Source organism: Flavobacterium swingsii (assembly GCF_900111965.1).
Classification (GTDB): Bacteria; Bacteroidota; Bacteroidia; order Flavobacteriales; family Flavobacteriaceae; genus Flavobacterium; species Flavobacterium swingsii.
The window spans coordinates 91,307-110,852 of sequence record NZ_FOJT01000001.1 but is presented as its reverse complement, the minus strand read 5'-3'; the positions used below and the strand labels follow the sequence as shown (position 1 = coordinate 110,852).

The following is a 19,546-nucleotide window of genomic DNA, read 5'->3' as shown; positions in this document are numbered from 1 at the left end:
TTCTGTATTTTGTCATTTCGACGAAGGAGAAATCTCATAGTTTTAATAAATGAGATTTCTCCTTCGTCGAAATGACAAACTGTAATGTAAACTTTACTTGCGAATAACCTTCACTTGAGAATCACTTGTCAATTTTATAATTGTCGATGGTTTTCCTGCAATTTTTTCGCGATGCAAATTTACAACATAGTCGACACCTTTTAAAATTTCTGGACTAATATCTTTAAAGGCAATTGGTGTGGGTTGTCCTGAAATATTTGCCGAGGTTGAAACTAAAGGTTTTTTCATTCGCTCTAATAATTTAAAGCAAAACGGTTCTTTTACGATTCTGATTCCTAGGGTTTTATCTGGGGCGATAAGATTTGGTGCTACATTTCTTGGATTGTCAAGAATTATTGTAGTTGGTTTTTCGGATATATCCATGATTTGCCAAGCTACTTCTGGAATATCTTTAAAAACGTTGTACATCATTTTTTCGCCATTCATCAGGCAAATCATGCTTTTGGTTTCTTCTCGTTGTTTAAGCTTGTATATTTTGGCAACAGCATCAGGATTTGTAGCATCGCAACCTATTCCCCAAACGGTATCGGTTGGATAAAGAATGATTCCTCCATTTTTGATGACTTCGAAAGCATTGTGTATTTCAGTGTTGATGTCTTGACTCATAGTTAAAATTTAAGTGGAGCTAATTCTTTTTTTATAATTGCTGGAACTCCAGCGACCATACAATTATCAGGAATATCTTTCGTTACTACTGCGCCAGCAGCAACAATAACGTTGGAACCTATAGTGATTTTAGGAAGAATAGTAGCATTTGTCCCAATATTTGTATAAGAGCCTACAACACAATTTCCTGAAACATGAACCCCAGGAGATAATTCGACAAATTCACTTATTTTTGAATCGTGTCCAATAGTACAATTTAAATTTATAAGAACTCCCTTTTCTATATGGACATCATTTGTTATAACAGTTCCTGTCATAATATTGCATCCTTCTTCTATGATGTTTCCAAAATTTCCAATAGATGATTTAGGACTTATAGTAGAAGTAAAATTTCCGCCAAGTGCGATAAATTTAGCACTAAGTTTTTTTCTTAAAATTGGATTTCCAATGCCAATAGTGAAGTCTTTTGAAATGGTGTTAAAATAATTTTCTACTTCCTCTATTGATTTTAATATTGGGAATTGATTGTATAATTTACCAAAGACATCATCATTTACATCATCAAAAAAAGCAATATTTTGAATGTTATTATTTTGAAATAATATTTCCAAAACTTCTTTTGCAAAACCTTTGGCACCAATTATTAACATATTACTTTGTTTATTATTGAAACTATTTTTTCTAAATCAGGAGTTGAAAGACCAACATAAAGGGGTAAGCAAAGTATTCTTGAAGCTATAGATTCTGAAATTGGCATGCTCTCACCATTTACATAATTTATGGTATTTAAAGAAGGGTAGAAATAACGTCTTGGAATGATCTCTTCTTTGAGTAATTCGCTTTGAACTTTAAGTAGAATTTCTTCGGAATTAAAAATCACGGGATAATAACTGTAATTCCATTCTGTATTTTTTCGAATTTTTAGTGATTTTAAGTTTGAAAAATTTAGCTTTTCATTATAAAAATCAACTACTTTTTTGCGTTCAGCAAAGATAGAAGAAATGTTGTCAAAAACCGCTAATCCCATAGCAGATTGCAGCTCAGATATTTTGGCATTAATGCCCAATCCATGAAAATCTAATGGGCCATTATGTCCAAAATTATGACTGTAAAATAATTTATGATGTACCTCTTTGTCGTTGCAAAACATAGCACCTCCTTCTCCAGTATGGAAAATTTTAGTGGCATGAAAACTACAAGTACTTACGTCACCATAATTAAAAACAGACTGATTGTTGTAATTTACACCAAAGCAATGTGCTGCATCGTAAATAACTTTTAAATTGTGTTTTTTGGCAATCGATTCAATTTTAGTTACATGGCAGGGATTTCCAAAAACGTGTGTCGCTAATATTGCTGTTGTTTTTGGTGTGATTGCTGCTTCAATTTTAGTTTCATCAATTGTTAAATATTCGGGATGAATATCAACAAAAATCGGTTTACAATTTTCCCATATGATGGCTGCCGAAGTAGCAACATAAGAAAAAGGAGTGGTAATAATTTCTCCGTTATTACCAAATAATTTTAAAGCGATTTGCAATGGAATCGTCCCATTATTTGTTATAATAATATGAGGAAGATTGAGATGTTTTTTTAATTTTTCTTCTAATTCTAGAGTAAGTTCACCACGATTGGTAAGCCAAGATTTATCCCAAGCGCGTTTCAGATATATATTATATTCTTCAATTTTTGGTAAAAAAGTTTTGGTTACCGGAATCATTATGAGATTACTTTTGAATCAATAAATCCATTTTTCTTAACAAATACTAATTCAACTAACCATAATACTTTTGGTTGAAATGGTCTGTTTAAATCAGTTATTTCAAATAATCGATATCCGTTTTCGTCCATAAAATTGATCAGTTTAAGAAAACTATTATTGAAAAGTTTATTTACAACTCCAGCTTCGACCATAAATATTTCAGTTTTTCCTAAGAAATTTGAAGCTCCTTTTAAAACTTCAATATCCAACCCTTCTGCATCAATTTTAATAATATCTGGAGCAGGCAATTCACTTTCAGATAATAACTCATTTAATGTAACAACTGGAATTTCTATTTGTTCGAATCCATTTTCTTTAGCCTCTTCTTCAGTATATCTGAATGAGCAGCTATCGTCTCTGTCAACAATGGTAAATTTGAATGAGCCTTTTTTCTCGCCAGCCCCAAAAGGGTGAAATTTTACTTTATCGTTTTGTTCTAAAATATCTGACATAGAGTTTTTTAGCCAGTGTTGAGGTTCTAATAGGGTGTAATGAGCATTTGGAAAATGTTTTAATGCTTCTCTGGTCCATGTGCCATGATTAGCACCAATATCGACTATGTGTTTTGGATTAAAATCGAATTCTTTTAAAGTATCGTAAAAATTAAGCAATAAATAATCTTTGTCGCTTTCCCTTACGCTTGATAATTTGTTTTTTGAAATTCTTTTGCTTCGGGTGTATCCTAACTTTAAAAAAAGGGATTCAATTATTTTCATATCTGTGTGGTAAATATCTTTGATTGATTTTAAATTATCTAATCAAGTTTTTCGTTTATGTTTCCTGCAAAAATAGTATTAATATATTTTATAATTTTAAAATATCTTTGATAAAAATTAAGCTATTAATTTTTATTTTTTTAATAAGCGTCTTTTTTTTATAAGTGCCATTTGTTTTTTGGATCTGATCCTGAAGGTAAATATTAACTTTATAATTAAAATTTGGTTTTATTTTTTCTAAAAATTCAATCCAAATTCTAGTTCTTTCTTCTTGCTTTTTAGATGACCAATATGAAGTGTCATGAACCCTATAATTTGCCATTACTTCTTCTATACAATATATTTTTCCATAACGAGCATTTAACATGTGTAAAAAATAATCGCCAACTGGAGCATTTGCAAAATATTCTGGAAATTTATCGAATAGATTATTTCTGAATACAACTGAACAAGTATGCATATAATTTCCCTTAGCTAAATCCTTTATTGTTGTAACTTGTTTTGTTCTCTTAGTAATGTCATCATCAAGAATAACGTCATTATTGTCAATTTTTACTTTATGAAAACAGATTGAAAAGTCTTTGTTTTTTTCTAAAAAATCAATTTGTTTTTGTAATTTATATTCATCGGTCCAATAATCATCTCCTTCACAAAGTGCAATATATTTGCCCGAACAATTTTTAAAAGCATTAATAAAATTTGGCATCATGCCTAAATTAATTTTATTATTTAAATACTTAATTTTATGACCATTTGGATGTGATTTTATATATGTTTGAATAATTTCATCAGTATTGTCTGGGGAATTATCATTAGCTATAACTAATTCATAATCAAAATCAGTTTTTTGCATCAGCACACCATCAATAGCTTGTTTTAGATAGTCTTTGTGATTATAGGTAATCATGCAAATGCTTAGTGTCATTTTTTTTTGTTTAGAAATTAGTCATTATAAGTTTTGTGAAAATTATAAGAATACTAAAGTGATTTTTATTTAACCGTTTTTTAGTTGTCTTTTGTTTAAAAATTTATCACTTATTCTTAGTACTGCAAAATGTTTTGGATAGTTTTTTTTCATTTGCTTTCTACCATTGTCAAAAAGCTTTTCAATTTCTAATAAATTTTCTTCAAACACCTTTTTTTGTATGGATGCTTTTTCTTTCAAATTATTATTTTTTTTATAAGCTTCGCATAATTTTCGTAATTGTCTCTTGATGCCTAATAGTGATAAATCATTATCGTAAAGATTAAAGATATCGGTTAACATCTTTCTTTGCTTATCGGTTTTATCATAAAATACACCACCAACTTGTTGTTTGTCGTGTATTCTATAGTAAAAATATTTTTTGTTAAGCAACTCAAAATTATTTTTACTAGAGGATATTATAGCAATCCATTCATCGTGATGAAAACCTTTGATGATTGGAAATGGAATTATATCATTAATAATATCTTTTTTAAACGCCATCGATGCACCCGTCGCTAAGTTAGCAACTCGAGTAATTAAATGATAATAATTTATTGACTGGTTTTTCTCTCTCAAAAACTGTGGGACATCCCAAATAGCATGTTTATCTATAACGGTACTATTATCATCTATGCAAAACCCGTTAGAAGCAATTGTGTTTATATTTGGGTGATTGTTAAAATAGTCAATGTAATCTGCCACTTTATTATTTACCCATATATCATCCTGATCAGAAAGGAATATTATGTCACCAGTACAAAGGGATATTGCTTTTTCGAAATTTTTTACACTTCTTAAATTTTTTTCATTTACATAAATTTTGAATAGACCAGGATTTAAAGAGGAATATTCTTCTAGAATTTCGATGGTTCTATCTTTAGATCGATCATCACAAACTATTATTTCGTCAACTGGTAAAGATTGATTCAAAATAGAATCAATTTGCTCTTTAATAAATTGTTCACCGTTATATGTGCATACTGCTACGGATATTTTCATTTGTTTAAATTAAAAATTTTATTCACCCAATTATCTAAGGTGTAAATGTAATAAATTTCATCAGATAGTGGTTCGTAATTAGTATCAAAAAAAGCTTTGTCGAAAACATAATTTTCGTTTTCTAAAACTAAAATATTATTGGGATTATAAAAATTATAATGTACAATATTTTTGTTATTTGTAATTAGTTTTTTCTGAAAAGCCATCGCTTCAAAAACTCTAAAACTAAGTCCAGATTGGTTGTCTCTAACTAAATCGAGTATGGCTTGCGTTTTAGAATAAAGCAATTTTAAATCATTTTGTTCGATACGATTTCTTCTTAATTCAATTTCTGATATAGTTGTAGAGAAAATATTTTTCAGTTTAAATAAACTAGTTTTTTTTCCTACTATTATAAATTTATAACTGACTTTTATTTTCTCGAAAGCTTGTTTTAGCAACATGACTTTTTCTAATCGATTATCAAAAGAGGCAATATATAAAACCTGATTTTTAATCGAAATTGCATCGGTCATTGGTTGTTTTTCGAGATAATTATAATTGGTAGTTTCTTTAAAACCATATTTTGCTACATCACCTTTATCGAACGAATATATTTCATCAAAAACACCATGCAACAAGTGCTCGACAGGGCATCTCTCTACGCTGTCATACAAATATGCAATGTATTTTTGAGTAAATTTTTTTATTTTCAGATGGTATTCTAAACTTATAACTTCAGGATTTATCACGAGAATCTGGTCTTGGGAACCTTTTTTCTCTAGCATTTCGATAATATGTTCCTGACGTTTCTGTATTTTAGGATTCTTACCAAGAAATATTTTACTAAATGTGTTTAAAATTCTTGTTCCAATATTTTTGTGTTTAAAACCACCAATTTTTATGTGAAAAGCATCAATTCCTTTCTCATTTAGTTTATCAACAATGTGTTTATCATAGTTCCAATGATCAAAACTAATAATGCAAATTTTTTGAGACATTTTCAAATTTTATAACTTAACAAAGATATTAATATTTTTATTCAATTATTTTTTTGAAATCAGAATATTAAAAATTTAAATTTAACCTATTTTTGTTATTCAAAATATATTTATGGATAAAGCATTGCTCGATATTATTAACAACTTCGATTCTTTAGGGAGCGATTTTGTAGTTGGTAAACGAAACAAAATAAAAATTATACCATATAATAATATACTTTTAAATATAAAACGGTTTAAAACTCCAATTTTTTTAAACGGAATCATCTATAAATTCTTCAGAAAATCGAAGGCGGAACGTTCATATGATTTTGCCAAAATATTAAAAGAAAAAGGTATAGGAACACCTAATCCTATTGATTTTTATGAAAATAAATCTCCCCTTAGATTATTAGATAGTTATTACATTTGCGAACATTTGCAACCTGATTTTGTTTTCAAAGAATTGTTTAATGTTCACATCGAAGATTTGGATAATATATTGAAACAATTTGCTCATTTTTGTTTTAAAATGCACGAAAACGGTATCGAATTTCTAGATCATTCACCAGGAAATACACTCATAAAAAAGATTGATAATGATAAATACGAGTTTTATTTAGTAGATTTAAATAGAATGAAATTTCACAAAAAAATGGATTTTAACACTCGAATGAAAAATTTGGATCGCATAACGCCAAGCGAAGCAATGATAAAAACGATAAGTTTCGAGTACGCAAAATTATACGGTAAGTCGGAAGAAGAAACCTTTGCATTAATGTGGAAATATACTTCTGAGTTTCAAGAAAAATCAAACAAAAAGAGCGAATTAAAGAAGAAATTCGGACTTAAATAAATCAATTTCTGTGAACAAATTTTTTAAACATCCTTTTTTTACCAATAAAAAATATGTTTTAACAATATGGCTTGTTATTACAATTATTTCTGCTGTAAAACAGTTTCTTATTGGAAATTATAATAATTATAAAATTTTTAAAGGTGTATATTTTCACACCATAAATAAACTGTCTTTATATGCAGAATATCCTTCAGAATATTTTGATCATAATCATTACGGACCAGTTTTTAGTCTTATAATTGCTCCGTTTGCGATACTTCCAGATTATATAGGAATGGTTTTGTGGGGAGTTTTTAATGCTGTAATTTTAGTATGGGCAATCACACAATTACCACTAAAACAGATTCAAATTACAGCAATTTTATGGATTTGTCTTCATGAGTTTCTAACTGCATTATTAGGTTTACAGTTCAATCCGTTAATGACTGCAATTATCATATTATCATTTGTTTATATTGACAAAGAGAAAGTATTTTGGGCAGCTATGTTTATAGTTTTAGGCATTTTTGTTAAATTATATGGCATTGTTGGACTAGCATTTTTCTTTTTTACCAAAGATAAAATTAAGTTTATAGCATCATTAGTTTTCTGGAGCGTTGTACTTTTTGCGCTTCCAATGCTTATTTCTTCGCCGGAATATATAATTCAAACTTATATCGAATGGTTTGATCGTTTGGTTGTTAAAAACACCGAAAACACAGGACTAAATTCATATCAAGATATTTGTTTAATGGGAATGGTAAGAAGAATTATGCAAGATAGTACTATCTCAAACTTACCATTTTTACTTAGCGGAATTGTATTATTTGGTCTGCAATATTTGAGAATAAAGCAATATAAAGAAAAAGGATTTAGATTAATGATGCTAGCTTCGGTATTAATATTTACCGTTATTTTTAGTACGGGATCAGAATCGCCAACTTATATTATTGCATTTGTTGGTGTTGCCATTTGGTTTGTTATTCAACCAAAACCAATATCAAAATTTTATATTTTCTTATTTATTTTTGCAATAATTCTGACTAGTTTATCTCCATCGGATTTAATGCCTAAATTTCTAAGAGAAAATTATATTCGTCCATTTGCATTAAAGGCATTACCTTGTGTGCTTATTTGGATAGCAATTATCTATGAAATGCTTACAAAAAAGTTTAATAATTACAATACTTTATCTGATTGATGGTAAATAATTTAAAGAAAATATCCATTGTAATTCCTTCTTTTAATGAGGAAACAAATATCGAAGTAATGGTAAATGCTTTGCATGAAGTAATGCAAAAATTACCTTATGATTACCGTCTTGTCTTTGTTGATGATGGAAGTAACGATAATAGTTTGCAAAAATTAGAAGCATTATCCAAAAATGATAATAGATTGTTTTTTGCAGCTTTGTCTAGAAATTTCGGGCATCAAAACGCACTAAAAGCTGGAGTAGATTTAGTAAAAGATTATTCAGATGCAGTCATAACAATGGACGGTGATATGCAACATCCGCCAGCATTAATTCCTGAACTCATTAAGAAATGGGAGGAAGGTTACGATGTAGTTTATACTATTCGTGATGAAGAGAAAGCACTTTCTTATTTTAAAAAGAAGACTTCAAAATGGTTTTATACTATTATGAATAAATTATCTGAGGTAGAATTTGAACCAGGAACTGCTGATTTCAGATTGATGGACAAAAAAGTGGTTGCTGTTTTTTCTGATTTTTCTGAAAATGAATTGTTTATACGAGGCATTATTAGTTGGATAGGTTTTAATCAATATGCTATAAACTACAAGCCACACGAAAGATTTTCGGGTAAAAGTAAATACACAATAACAAAAATGGTGCGATTTGCGCTACAAGGAATTACATCATTTAGTACAAGACCATTACATATCGCAATTTTTTTAGGAATAGGATTAACAATGTTAGCTTTTCTTTTTTTTACGATTTATGTAGTTTATAGTTTGTATTTTGGACATGTTATTTCTGGTTGGGCATCACTTTTGTGTGCAGTTGTATTTTTTGGGGGATTAAACCTAGTTGTTCTTGGAATAATTGGAGTTTATATCGGAAAATTATTCATGCAATCTAAAGGTCGTCCTAATTATTTAATCAAAGAAACAAATTTTAATTAATGGTTTTATTAAGTTTTGATATCGAAGAATTTGATATGCCTTTTGAATATGGTAAAACAATATCTTTTGAAGAACAAATAGCGATTTCTATTCAAGGAACAACTGCAATTTTAGATTTATTACAAAAACACAATGCCAAAGCTACTTTTTTTAGCACAGTAACTTTTGCAATAAATGCGCCCGATATCATAAAAAGAATTATTGCCGAAGGTCACGAAATGGCTTCGCATAGCTATTATCACAGTGATTTTAAAGTTGAACATTTGTTAGAATCGAGATTGAAATTGGAAGAAATAACCAATACGAAAGTTATAGGTTACCGCATGCCAAGAATGTATCCTGTCGATGAAAAAGAGATTTACAAAGCGGGATATTTGTATAATTCATCAATAAATCCGACCTATTTACCAGGAAGATACAATCATTTAGATAAACCAAGAACTTATTTTAAGCAAGAAGGAGTATGGCAAATTCCAGCATCGGTCAGTCCAATAATTCGATTTCCTTTGTTCTGGTTGTCTTTTCATAATTTGCCTTTGGGATTGTATCAATTTTTAGTAAAATGGACCATTAAGAAAGATAATTATCTGAATATTTATTTTCATCCTTGGGAATTTACCAATTTAAAACAACCCGAAAAGTTTGGTTTTCCTGGTTATGTTTCAAAAAATAGCGGGAAACAAATGATAGCAAGATTTGATAAAATGTTATTTTGGATGAATGAAAAGAATTATAAATTTGGAACTTTCAAAGATTTTTTAGCTACAATATAATTATGGAAAACATTTCAGTATTTATTATTGCTTACAACGAAGAAAAAATAATTGCACAATGTCTTGAAAAACTTTCTTGGGCAAACGAAATCATTGTTATCGATTCTGGAAGTTCTGATAAAACGGTTGAAATTTGCGAAAAATATAAAGCCAAAGTGATTTACAATAAGTTCGAAAATTTTGGAAAACAAAAGCAATTCGCACTAAACCAAACGACTAATAATTGGGTTTTATCACTTGATGCTGACGAAGTTTTGTCGGACGAATTAATTTCTGAAATTAAAAATATCGATTTTTCTAAAGATTATAATGGTTACTTAATTCCAAGAACACACGTTTTTTTGCATAAAGTTTTCAAGTTTGGAAGCGAAAACAAGAAACCAATTCTTCGATTTTTTAATAAACAACACGGAAAATTTATCGAAAATAAAGTACACGAAGTGATAGACGTTTCAGGAAAAATTGGCATTCTGAAAAATGAAATGTTACATTATACGGTTTTTGATATTTCGACAGCGATTCAAAAACAAGTTAAATATTCACTGTTAAGCGGAGAGTTTTTGTTCGAAAAAGGGAAAAAAGCTTCGTTGATTAAAGTAATTATCAAATTTCCTTTCGATTTTATTCGGTTTTATTTCCTTCAACGTAATTTCTTAAACGGTTATCAAGGTTTTATTTGGAGTATGTTATCGGCCTTTGGAAGCTTTGTAAAGTATGCGAAATTATATGATTTGCATCAAAATAAAGACTTGTAACATTGCATGATTTCTGATGCAATTACTTCATCATTAAATTTCTGAACAAACTCGAAACCTTTACTTGCAATCTCGTTTCTTAAGGATTCGTTACCTAAAAGCTTTTCGATTTGAACTTTCAAATCCTCAACATTATCAGGATTTACATAAACAGAATTTGGTCCGCCAGCTTCTGGAAAAACGCCAGAATTTGTAGTAATAACAGGCGTTTTAGAAAATAAAGCTTCAATAATGGGAATCCCAAAACCTTCAAAAATAGATGGATAAACAAAAACTGTCGCTAATTGATAAGTAATTGCCAATTCTTTGCTCGACAAACCCTGTAAGAAAATCACTTTTTCTTCCAGATTATTTTCTTTGATATATGTTTTTATTTTATCAGAATAGTCAGTTTGTTTTCCTATTAAAACTAATTTGGTATCAATATTTTTTATAGCTTTTACAATGGTTAACGCATTTTTTCGTTCTTCAATTGTGCCAACATTTAATATGAATTCTTGGGGTAAATTGTATTTTAAAGCGACTTCCTTCTTTTCTTCAAGCGAATAATTTTGCTTAAAAACGTCTTGACAACCTTGATAAACAACTTTTATTTTATCGGCGGAAATTTTAAGATAAGTAATAATATCAGCTTTGGTTTGTTCGCTAATTGCAATAACTAAATCCGTTTGTTTTGCCGATTTCTTGAACTTGTAAAAGTGTATTTTTCTGTCAAAAAAAGAATATAAGTGTGGATAACGCATGAATATTAAATCATGAATGGTAACCACACTTTTTATGTTTTTATTTTTTAATCCAGTGGGAATTTCACCTGATAATCCATGAAAAACATCAATTTTATCAGTTTTTAAATCATTGATAATTCCTTTTTGTCTCCACAAATTATAGAATTTTTTATGAAATGGGGTAGAAGGTAGTTTTTCGAAAACATTATCTAAATTAGTATTAAAAAGAGTTTCCTTATTTTTTTTAGGATTGTAAAGGAAATAGTGATTTTCTGGATAATAAGTAGCCAAAATTCTCACCAAATCTCGGCTATAATTGCCCAAACCAGTTTTGTTATGAAAAACCCTTTTTGCTTCGTATCCTATGTTCATTTATTCAATATCAATGTCAATGACAATTTCAAAAATCAATTTTAAAAATGTATCAATTATAATGTCAATTTTATTTTTTTAAATCTAAAATCTGCAATCTAAAATCTGCAATCCATAATTATACCGCTACATCATATTCACGAAGTGCATCATTCAATGATGTTTTTAAATCCGTAGAAGGTTTTCTAGTTCCGATGATTAAAGCGCAAGGAACTTGAAACTCTCCAGCAGCAAATTTCTTAGTATAACTTCCAGGAATTACTACTGATCTTGCAGGAACATATCCTTTTCTTTCGATAGGAGTTTCGCCCGTAACATCGATAATTTTTGTTGAAGCAGTTAGACAAACATTAGCACCAAGAACTGCTTCCTTCCCTACATGCACACCTTCAACCACGATGCAACGAGAACCAATGAAAGCGCCATCTTCAATAATAACTGGAGCGGCTTGCAATGGTTCTAAAACACCACCAATTCCTACGCCACCAGATAAATGCACATTTTTACCAATTTGAGCACAACTTCCTACGGTTGCCCAAGTATCGACCATCGTGCTTTCATCTACGTAAGCGCCAATGTTTACATAACTTGGCATCAAAATCACACCTCTAGAAATATAAGCGCCATGACGAGCAACAGCATGAGGAACCACACGAATTCCTTTTTCGGCATAACCACGTTTCAACGGAATTTTATCATGATATTCGAAAATACCAACTTCAAAAGTTTCCATTTTTTGGATTGGAAAATACATTACTACGGCTTTCTTAACCCATTCGTTTACTTGCCAAGCATCACCTTTTGGTTCTGCCACACGCAAAGTTCCAGCATCAAGTAAATCGATAACTTCTCTAATCGCGTTTGTAGTGGTTTCTTCTTGTAATAAAGCACGGTTTTCCCAAGCTTGTTCTATTAAGGTTTGTAAGTTTGTCATTTTTTATAAATTTTTTAAAGGATTCCCTTTTAGTTTAAGATATTTTTCGCCCATTAATTTAGCGCCACTTATATTTAAATGGCTAATATCTTTATAGACGATATTGTTATTTATAGTAATTTCGCATTTTCCATCTTTGCACATCACATCATTTAAATCGATTATCAGTACTGAAGGAAATTTTCTTTTTATCTCATAAACTATATAATCGTATGGTCTAGGAGTGCATTGAATTGAAAAATCTGTTTCAGAAAAAAAAACTGATTTTCCTGTTTTTAATAATTTTGCTTTGTGCAAATTCATCTCAGACATAGGCCTCAAGCAATCAAGTAGTACAATTTTTTTATCTAATTTAACTAAATTTCCTATAGTATTTACTATTGATTGATGGTTTTTACTTTTTGGATTTGTTACCAATTCCCAATTGGCTGCAATATAAATAGTTTTAAATTTTTTAGCATATTCAAGTCTTCTTTGCGCATATTCTGGCGGAAAAAATGGTGAGCCGTCGTCATTTAAAGTGTTTAGAAGGGGATTTGCAGGCGCAGTACTATCATGAATATATAATCCAGCATCTTTTGCCAGTACATCGAGAAAAGCAACCGAATGATTTGCGAATGAATCCCCAATAAATAATCCGTCTAGTGTATCTTTTTCTATTCCTAAAAAACACTCTTTACAATTTCCTACTTTATAGGTATAGTAACATTCTGATCTAACTTTATTTGCAAAATTTGTTTTAGGATTAAATTCTGATAATTCAGGAAAACGTTCAGGAAAACCATCTTTAGTATCAATAATACCATAAATTCCTGTTATTAATAATAAAGAAGGTAAAAATCCATACAACATTGTTTTCTTAAAATCATATTTGAAATTTATTCTAAAAGGTTGTTCAATACATCGCCAAGAAAAATAAGACAATCCAAATATTATGATTAATGAAACAATTCTTACAACTCCCTCTAAATTGATACCCAAATATTTAATAAATATAAATAAAGGCCAGTGCCACAAATACAAGGAATATGAAAGTAAACCAATTAATACTAAAAACTTGTTTTGCAAAAATGTGTTTATAATACCTTTAGTATCTACATTTTTCCCTGTAAAAATAAGCATTGCTGTTCCCAAACAAGGCCAAAAAGCATTCATTCCGGGAAATATACTCGATTTGTCTAACAAATATGCGGGAACTAAAATCAAGAACAAACCTACAATCGAAATCAAATGATTTTTTCCTTTAGAAAATTCGGGTAATTTATCCCAAAACATAGCCAAACAACCACCAATAGCCAATTCGAAAATACGAGCAGGTAATAAGAAATAAGCCATATTTGGATTAGTATCAGTTAGATAAACCGACAGGATAATTCCGAAAATTAAAAACAGAAAGACAAAAATTAGCCTATTTTGTAAGGTTAGTTTTTTATGTAAAAAAAGTAAGGAGATAGGCCACAAAAAATAAAATTGTTCTTCGACCGAAAGTGACCAAGTGTGCAAAAACGGAATCAAATCAGCATTTTCAGCAAAGTATTCTCCTTGGTTTATCCATAAATAAAAATTATTTGTAGATAACATGGTCTGAATTAATGTTCTGCCGTAGGATTCGAAATTGTCTGCAAATAAAAATAAATAGGCAGGAATAGTCGTAACGAGCATTATAAAAACTAAAACAGGAATAATTCGACGAATACGTCGCAAGTAAAATTGCTTAAAAGAAAATGTATTTTCGCTCATTTCCTTATCGATAGTCAACGTAATCAAGAAACCAGAAAGCACAAAAAATACGTCAACGCCTATATAACCGCCAGTAACAAAAGGAAAACCAGCATGAAAAAAGATGACTAGCAAAACCGCAATGGCTCGCAAACCGTCTATATCAGGGCGATAAGAAAAATTAAACTTCATTTTTTATAATTTTTTCAAAGGGTTTCCTTTTAGTTGAATGTATTTTTTTGCTATCAATTCGGCTCCACTTGTATTCAAATGATTGAAGTTTCGGTAAACGATGGTATTGTCTATTTCTAAACTACATTTTCCGTCTTTGCACATGGCATCATTCAAATCGATGACTAAAATCGATGGAAACTGACGTTTCATTTCGTACACAATATAGCTATTTGGTCTTGGTTTGAGTGGAATTGAAAAATCTCGCTGCGAGAAATATACTTTTCTACCAGTTTTAAGCAATTTGAGTTTATGCAAATTCGTTTCGGTTGTGGCTCGAAGACAATCAAAAATAACTACTTTTTTTCCTAATTTTCCTAATTCGCCTACCGTTTTTACTATAGATTGATAGTTTTTACTGTCTGGCGTAGATTGTTCGTCCCAGTTTGCGGCAATAAAAATAGTTTTAAATTTTTTAGCATATTCGAGCCTTTCTGTGGCGTATTCGGTCGAATTTGTTGGAGAACCATCTTCATTCAAATTATTCAAGACAGGATAACCACCAGCGGCACTATCGTGTAAATACAAACCAGCATCTTTAGCCAAAACATCAAGAAAAGCTGCAGTGTGATTCCCAAAAGAATCACCAATTAGAACGCCATCTAACGTGTCTTTTTTAATTCCCAAATGACATTCCTCACAATTCCCGACTTTAAATTTATCGAAACATTCCTTTCTAACTTTATTGGGATAATTTGTTTTTGGATTAAATTCTGAAAGCTCAGGAAAACGTTCAGGAAAACCATCTTTAGCATCAATAATACCGTAAATTCCTGCTATTAATAATAAAGAAGGCAAAAATCCGTACAACATTGTTTTCTTAAAGTCATATTTGAAATTTATTCTAAAAGGTTGTTCGATAAATCGCCAAGAAAAATAAGACAATCCAAATATTGCAACTAACGAAATGATTCTTACAACTCCTTCTAAATTGACACCCAAATATTTAATAAATATAAACAAAGGCCAGTGCCACAAATACATAGAATAAGAAAGTAAACCAGTTAGAACTAAAAACTTGTTTTGTAAAAAAGTGTTTACAATACCTTTAGTATCTCTATTTTTTCCTGTAAAAATAAGCATCGCAGTTCCCAAACAAGGCCAAAAAGCATTCATTCCGGGAAAGACACTCGATTTGTCTAACAAATAAGCAGGAACTAAAATTAATACCAAACCCACAATCGAAATTAAATGATTTTTTCCTTTGGAAAATTCTGGTAATTTATCCCAAAACATAGCCAAAGCGGCACCAATCGCCAATTCGAAAAGACGAGCAGGCAACAAAAAATAAGCCATTCCTGGATTGTTATGAGCCAAATAAACGGATAGAATAATTCCAAAAACTAAAGACAAAAAGACAAAAACCAACCTTTTTTGTAAGTTAAAATATTTATGTAAAAAAACTAATGATATTGGCCACAAAAAATAAAATTGTTCTTCGACGGATAACGACCAAGTGTGCAAAAACGGAATCAAATCAGAGTTTTCTGCAAAATAATCTCTTTGAGTAATCCACAAATGAAAATTATTTGTCGATAACATCGTATGTAGCAAAGTTCTCGAGTAAGATTCGAAATTATCTGCAAACAAAAATAAATAAGCAGGAATAGTTGTAACGAGCATTACAAAAACCAAAACAGGAATAATTCGACGAATTCGACGCAGATAAAACTGCTTAAAAGAAAATTTATTTGCACTCATTTCCTTATCAATCGTCAAAGTAATTAGGAAACCAGAAAGTACAAAAAATACGTCAACACCTATATAACCACCCGCAACAAAAGAAAAATTAGCGTGAAAAAAGATAACCAGCAAAACCGCAATCGATCGCAAACCGTCTATATCAGGGCGATAAGAAAAATTCAACTTCATTAATAGGATATTTCCAACAAAGATAACTTTTTTTGGCAATTTCAAAAGTCAAAAAATAAGGATAGAAAGCTAAGTGATTTTGTTTTTTTTAATAAGATATCGAAATTTTATAAAAAAAAATAAGATTTCAATTAAACCTTTTTTTATAACTTTTGTCTAACTTTAAGTCTCTCCTTAAATTCATAAATATGAAAAATTTTAAACTGGCTTTTATTATTACATTTCTTTTTGCTTTAAACTCAAATAAAGCTGTTGCTCAGGACAATAATAAAAAAGAGGAAATGATTGAACAAATGAAAATTGCAAAAGAACGTTTGTCACTTTCTGAACAACAAGAATTTACTTTTCGAGAAATAACTAAGAGGCATGCAACAAAACTAAAAGAAATAAAAAATAGTGATGATAGTAAGAGAGATAAGTTTAAAAAACTGAAAGAAATTAAGGAAACAAAAGATACTGAAATGAAATCATTTCTTTCGGTAGAACAATATAATATATATCTTCAGATGCAAGAGGAGCGCAAAGCCCAAATAAAAGATAAAAAAAGAGATTAGTTTTTTGTTAAATAAAATGTAGTTTTATAGAAAATTAATCCTTTATTAATGAAACCTGATGTCAATAAAATAAACGCTTCCGAATTCGATTATTTATATACAAATCCTTCCCAAATTCCAGATTCAGGAACTGGATTGTTTACTGCTATAACTATTTATAAAGACGAAATAATAGCTATTTATAAAGGGAAAATTTTAACTGAAAGTGAAGCCAAAATCAAAGCCGAAAAAGGAAAAGATAAATATTTTATAAATCTTCTTAACGGATCTATTTTAGATTCGATGCCTATAAAATGCTTTGCAAAATATGCAAATGATGCAACTGGTTTTTCTAAATCCGATTTCAAAAATAATGCTAAAATTGGTTTAGATGAAAACGAAAATGTTTCCCTAATTGCCACTAAGAAAATAAAAGAAGGAGAGGAAGTATTTTGCAGCTATGGTAAACGCTATTGGAACAAGCACAAATGAGTATTAAAAATTTAAAATTTAGAACTCAATCTTTGTAACTTTGTGACTTTGCAACTCATAACAAATGAATTTCCAAGTACAATCCGATTATAAGCCCAAAGGTGACCAACCACAAGCAATTGAAAAATTGACTCAAGGAATCATTGATGCCGAAAAATACCAAACGTTACTAGGTGTTACAGGTTCTGGAAAAACATTTACGGTTGCCAATGTGATTCAAGAAGTGCAAAGACCAACCTTAGTTTTGGCTCATAACAAAACGCTTGCAGCACAATTATATTCGGAATTCAAACAGTTTTTTCCCAATAATGCGGTCGAATATTTCGTATCTTATTACGATTATTACCAGCCTGAAGCATTTATGCCAGTCACGGGCGTTTTTATCGAAAAAGATTTGTCTATCAATGAAGAATTAGAGAAAATGCGAATGTCAACCGTTTCGTCTTTACTTTCTGGTCGACGCGATATTATTGTAATTTCTTCTGTTTCATGTCTTTACGGAATTGGAAATCCCGTAGAATTTCAAAAAAATGTTATTCCAATAGAAAAAGGACAAATTATTTCTAGAACCAAATTGTTGCATCAACTCGTGCAAAGTTTGTATTCCCGAACCGAAATGGATTTTACGCCCGGAAATTTTCGTATAAAAGGCGATACTGTCGATGTTTATCCGAGTTATGCTGATGATGCTTTTAGAATTCATTTTTTTGGTGATGAAATCGAAGAAATTGAAAGTTTTGATGTAAAAACAGCTCAAGTCATCGAAAAATTCGAGAAATTGACCATTTATCCTGCCAATATGTTTGTGACTTCGCCCGATGTTTTGCAAAATGCCATTTGGGAAATTCAGCAAGATTTGGTTAAACAAGTTGATTATTTTAAAGAAATAGGCAAACATCTCGAAGCAAAAAGATTAGAAGAACGTACTAATTTTGATTTAGAAATGATTCGAGAATTGGGATATTGCTCAGGAATTGAAAATTATTCAAGATATTTAGATGGAAGAAGTACGGGAACGCGTCCGTTTTGCTTGTTAGATTATTTTCCAAAAGATTATCTGATGGTTGTCGACGAAAGTCATGTCACGCTTTCCCAAGTGCATGCCATGTATGGTGGCGATCGTTCTCGCAAAGAAAATTTGGTCGAATATGGTTTCCGTTTGCCAGCTGCTATGGACAATCGTCCGTTGAAATTTGACGAATTTGAAAGTATGCAAAATCAAGTAATTTATGTATCGGCAACCCCAGCTGATTACGAATTGCAAAAAACTGATGGTGTTGTCATTGAACAAGTTATTCGTCCCACAGGATTATTGGATCCAATTATCGAAATTCGTCCGAGTTTAAACCAAATTGATGATTTAATTGAAGAAATTCAGGTTCGAGCTGAGATTGACGAACGTGTTTTGGTCACTACTTTAACCAAAAGAATGGCCGAAGAATTGGCGAAATATTTAGCAAAAGTAAATATTCGTTGTCGCTATATTCATTCAGAAGTAGATACTTTAGAAAGAATAGAAATTATGCAAGATTTGCGAAAAGGAATTTTCGATGTATTAATTGGTGTCAACTTGCTTCGTGAAGGATTAGATTTACCCGAGGTTTCATTAGTTGCTATTCTCGATGCTGACAAAGAAGGTTTCCTAAGAAGTCATCGTTCATTAACGCAAACCATTGGTCGTGCTGCAAGAAATCTGAACGGAAAAGCGATAATGTATGCCGATAAAATTACGGCAAGCATGCAAAAAACCATCGATGAAACGAATTACCGTCGAGAGAAACAAATCAATTTTAATACCGCAAATAATATTGTTCCTCAAGCTTTAAATAAAAAAATAGAATCTGCTTTTACTAAAAATCCTTTGGTCGATTTCGAATTGGGTTATACTTCAGTGAATATGGCTGCCGAGCCAGAAACCGAATACCTAAGTAAACCCGAAATAGAAAAACGCATTCGTGACAAGCGAAAAGCGATGGAAAAAGCAGCCAAAGATTTAGACTTCATGCAAGCGGCAAAGTTACGAGATGAGATTAAAGCTTTGCAAGAGAAGATTTAACAATCAATATAAAAACTATTATAACCTAAAAA

The 19,546-nt window shown here is 30.4% G+C and carries 19 protein-coding genes; 8 read left to right on the top strand and 11 right to left on the bottom strand.

What is annotated here, in order from left to right; all coding sequences use genetic code 11:
• Positions 1-93: 93 nt before the first annotated feature.
• The 7 genes from BM053_RS00535 to BM053_RS00505 all read right to left on the bottom strand — a co-directional run bounded on the left by BM053_RS00535 (position 94) and on the right by BM053_RS00505 (position 6,090).
• Positions 94-666, bottom strand: coding sequence for an L-threonylcarbamoyladenylate synthase (locus tag BM053_RS00535; protein ID WP_091472789.1), 573 nt, complete (start codon positions 664-666; stop codon positions 94-96).
• A 2-nt stretch (positions 667-668) separates the two neighbouring features.
• Positions 669-1,316 carry an acetyltransferase gene (locus BM053_RS00530; RefSeq protein ID WP_091472786.1) on the bottom strand — a complete coding sequence of 216 codons (648 nt, stop codon included), beginning with the start codon at positions 1,314-1,316 and terminating at the stop codon, positions 669-671.
• Positions 1,310-2,386, bottom strand: coding sequence for a DegT/DnrJ/EryC1/StrS family aminotransferase (locus tag BM053_RS00525; RefSeq protein ID WP_091472784.1), 1,077 nt, complete (start codon positions 2,384-2,386; stop codon positions 1,310-1,312). Before BM053_RS00525 ends, BM053_RS00530 begins: the two co-directional genes overlap by 7 nt.
• A complete protein-coding gene (locus tag BM053_RS00520) occupies positions 2,386-3,159 on the bottom strand; it encodes an FkbM family methyltransferase (RefSeq protein ID WP_262487527.1) in 774 nt (257 codons plus the stop codon). Before BM053_RS00520 ends, BM053_RS00525 begins: the two co-directional genes overlap by 1 nt.
• A 73-nt stretch (positions 3,160-3,232) precedes the next feature.
• Positions 3,233-4,069, bottom strand: coding sequence for a glycosyltransferase family 2 protein (locus tag BM053_RS00515; protein WP_091472776.1), 837 nt, complete (start codon positions 4,067-4,069; stop codon positions 3,233-3,235).
• Positions 4,070-4,138: 69 nt separating this feature from the next.
• Entirely contained in the window at positions 4,139-5,110 is a 972-nt protein-coding gene (locus tag BM053_RS00510) for a glycosyltransferase (protein WP_091472773.1), read from the bottom strand.
• Complete coding sequence (locus tag BM053_RS00505; protein WP_091472772.1) at positions 5,107-6,090, bottom strand: WaaS/CpsH family glycosyltransferase; 984 nt, start codon at positions 6,088-6,090, stop codon at positions 5,107-5,109. Before BM053_RS00505 ends, BM053_RS00510 begins: the two co-directional genes overlap by 4 nt.
• Before the next feature lie 112 nt (positions 6,091-6,202).
• On the opposite strand from BM053_RS00505, the gene BM053_RS00500 reads away from it, so the two are divergent.
• Genes BM053_RS00500 through BM053_RS00480 form a run of 5 tightly spaced genes read left to right on the top strand, consistent with a single transcriptional unit; the run spans position 6,203 to position 10,580 of the window.
• Positions 6,203-6,925 (top strand): lipopolysaccharide kinase InaA family protein, encoded by a 723-nt coding sequence (locus tag BM053_RS00500; RefSeq protein ID WP_091472769.1) that lies wholly within the window; start codon positions 6,203-6,205, stop codon positions 6,923-6,925.
• Between the two features lie 10 nt (positions 6,926-6,935).
• The gene (locus BM053_RS00495; protein WP_208600935.1) at positions 6,936-8,108 is read left to right on the top strand and encodes a glycosyltransferase family 87 protein; all 1,173 of its coding nucleotides are present in this window, start codon (positions 6,936-6,938) and stop codon (positions 8,106-8,108) included.
• Positions 8,108-9,052 (top strand): glycosyltransferase family 2 protein, encoded by a 945-nt coding sequence (locus tag BM053_RS00490; RefSeq protein ID WP_091472766.1) that lies wholly within the window; start codon positions 8,108-8,110, stop codon positions 9,050-9,052. The genes BM053_RS00495 and BM053_RS00490 overlap by 1 nt, the downstream gene beginning before the upstream one ends.
• Complete coding sequence (locus BM053_RS00485; RefSeq protein WP_091472764.1) at positions 9,052-9,825, top strand: polysaccharide deacetylase family protein; 774 nt, start codon at positions 9,052-9,054, stop codon at positions 9,823-9,825. Before BM053_RS00490 ends, BM053_RS00485 begins: the two co-directional genes overlap by 1 nt.
• A 2-nt stretch (positions 9,826-9,827) precedes the next feature.
• Entirely contained in the window at positions 9,828-10,580 is a 753-nt protein-coding gene (locus tag BM053_RS00480) for a glycosyltransferase family 2 protein (RefSeq protein ID WP_091472763.1), read from the top strand.
• Here BM053_RS00480 and BM053_RS00475 read toward each other — a convergent pair.
• The 4 genes from BM053_RS00475 to BM053_RS00460 all read right to left on the bottom strand — a co-directional run bounded on the left by BM053_RS00475 (position 10,562) and on the right by BM053_RS00460 (position 16,433).
• Positions 10,562-11,677, bottom strand: a complete 1,116-nt coding sequence (locus tag BM053_RS00475; RefSeq protein ID WP_091472760.1) for a glycosyltransferase family 4 protein — start codon at positions 11,675-11,677, stop codon at positions 10,562-10,564. The genes BM053_RS00480 and BM053_RS00475 overlap by 19 nt on opposite strands.
• A 118-nt stretch (positions 11,678-11,795) precedes the next feature.
• Entirely contained in the window at positions 11,796-12,611 is an 816-nt protein-coding gene (locus tag BM053_RS00470) for a 2,3,4,5-tetrahydropyridine-2,6-dicarboxylate N-succinyltransferase (protein ID WP_091472757.1), read from the bottom strand.
• Between the two features lie 3 nt (positions 12,612-12,614).
• The gene (locus BM053_RS00465; RefSeq protein ID WP_091472755.1) at positions 12,615-14,522 is read right to left on the bottom strand and encodes an acyltransferase family protein; all 1,908 of its coding nucleotides are present in this window, start codon (positions 14,520-14,522) and stop codon (positions 12,615-12,617) included.
• Positions 14,523-14,525: 3 nt separating this feature from the next.
• On the bottom strand, positions 14,526-16,433 hold the full coding sequence (locus BM053_RS00460) for an acyltransferase family protein (protein ID WP_143076447.1): 1,908 nt from the start codon (positions 16,431-16,433) through the stop codon (positions 14,526-14,528).
• Positions 16,434-16,621: 188 nt separating this feature from the next.
• Between BM053_RS00460 and BM053_RS00455 the strand changes: the two genes are divergently transcribed.
• From BM053_RS00455 to uvrB, 3 genes are all read left to right on the top strand, one after another.
• Entirely contained in the window at positions 16,622-16,987 is a 366-nt protein-coding gene (locus BM053_RS00455) for a hypothetical protein (protein WP_091472748.1), read from the top strand.
• Positions 16,988-17,035: 48 nt separating this feature from the next.
• A complete protein-coding gene (locus BM053_RS00450) occupies positions 17,036-17,458 on the top strand; it encodes an SET domain-containing protein-lysine N-methyltransferase (RefSeq protein ID WP_091472745.1) in 423 nt (140 codons plus the stop codon).
• A 64-nt stretch (positions 17,459-17,522) separates the two neighbouring features.
• Positions 17,523-19,514 carry an excinuclease ABC subunit UvrB gene (gene uvrB, locus BM053_RS00445; protein WP_091472743.1) on the top strand — a complete coding sequence of 664 codons (1,992 nt, stop codon included), beginning with the start codon at positions 17,523-17,525 and terminating at the stop codon, positions 19,512-19,514.
• Positions 19,515-19,546 lie beyond the last annotated feature (32 nt).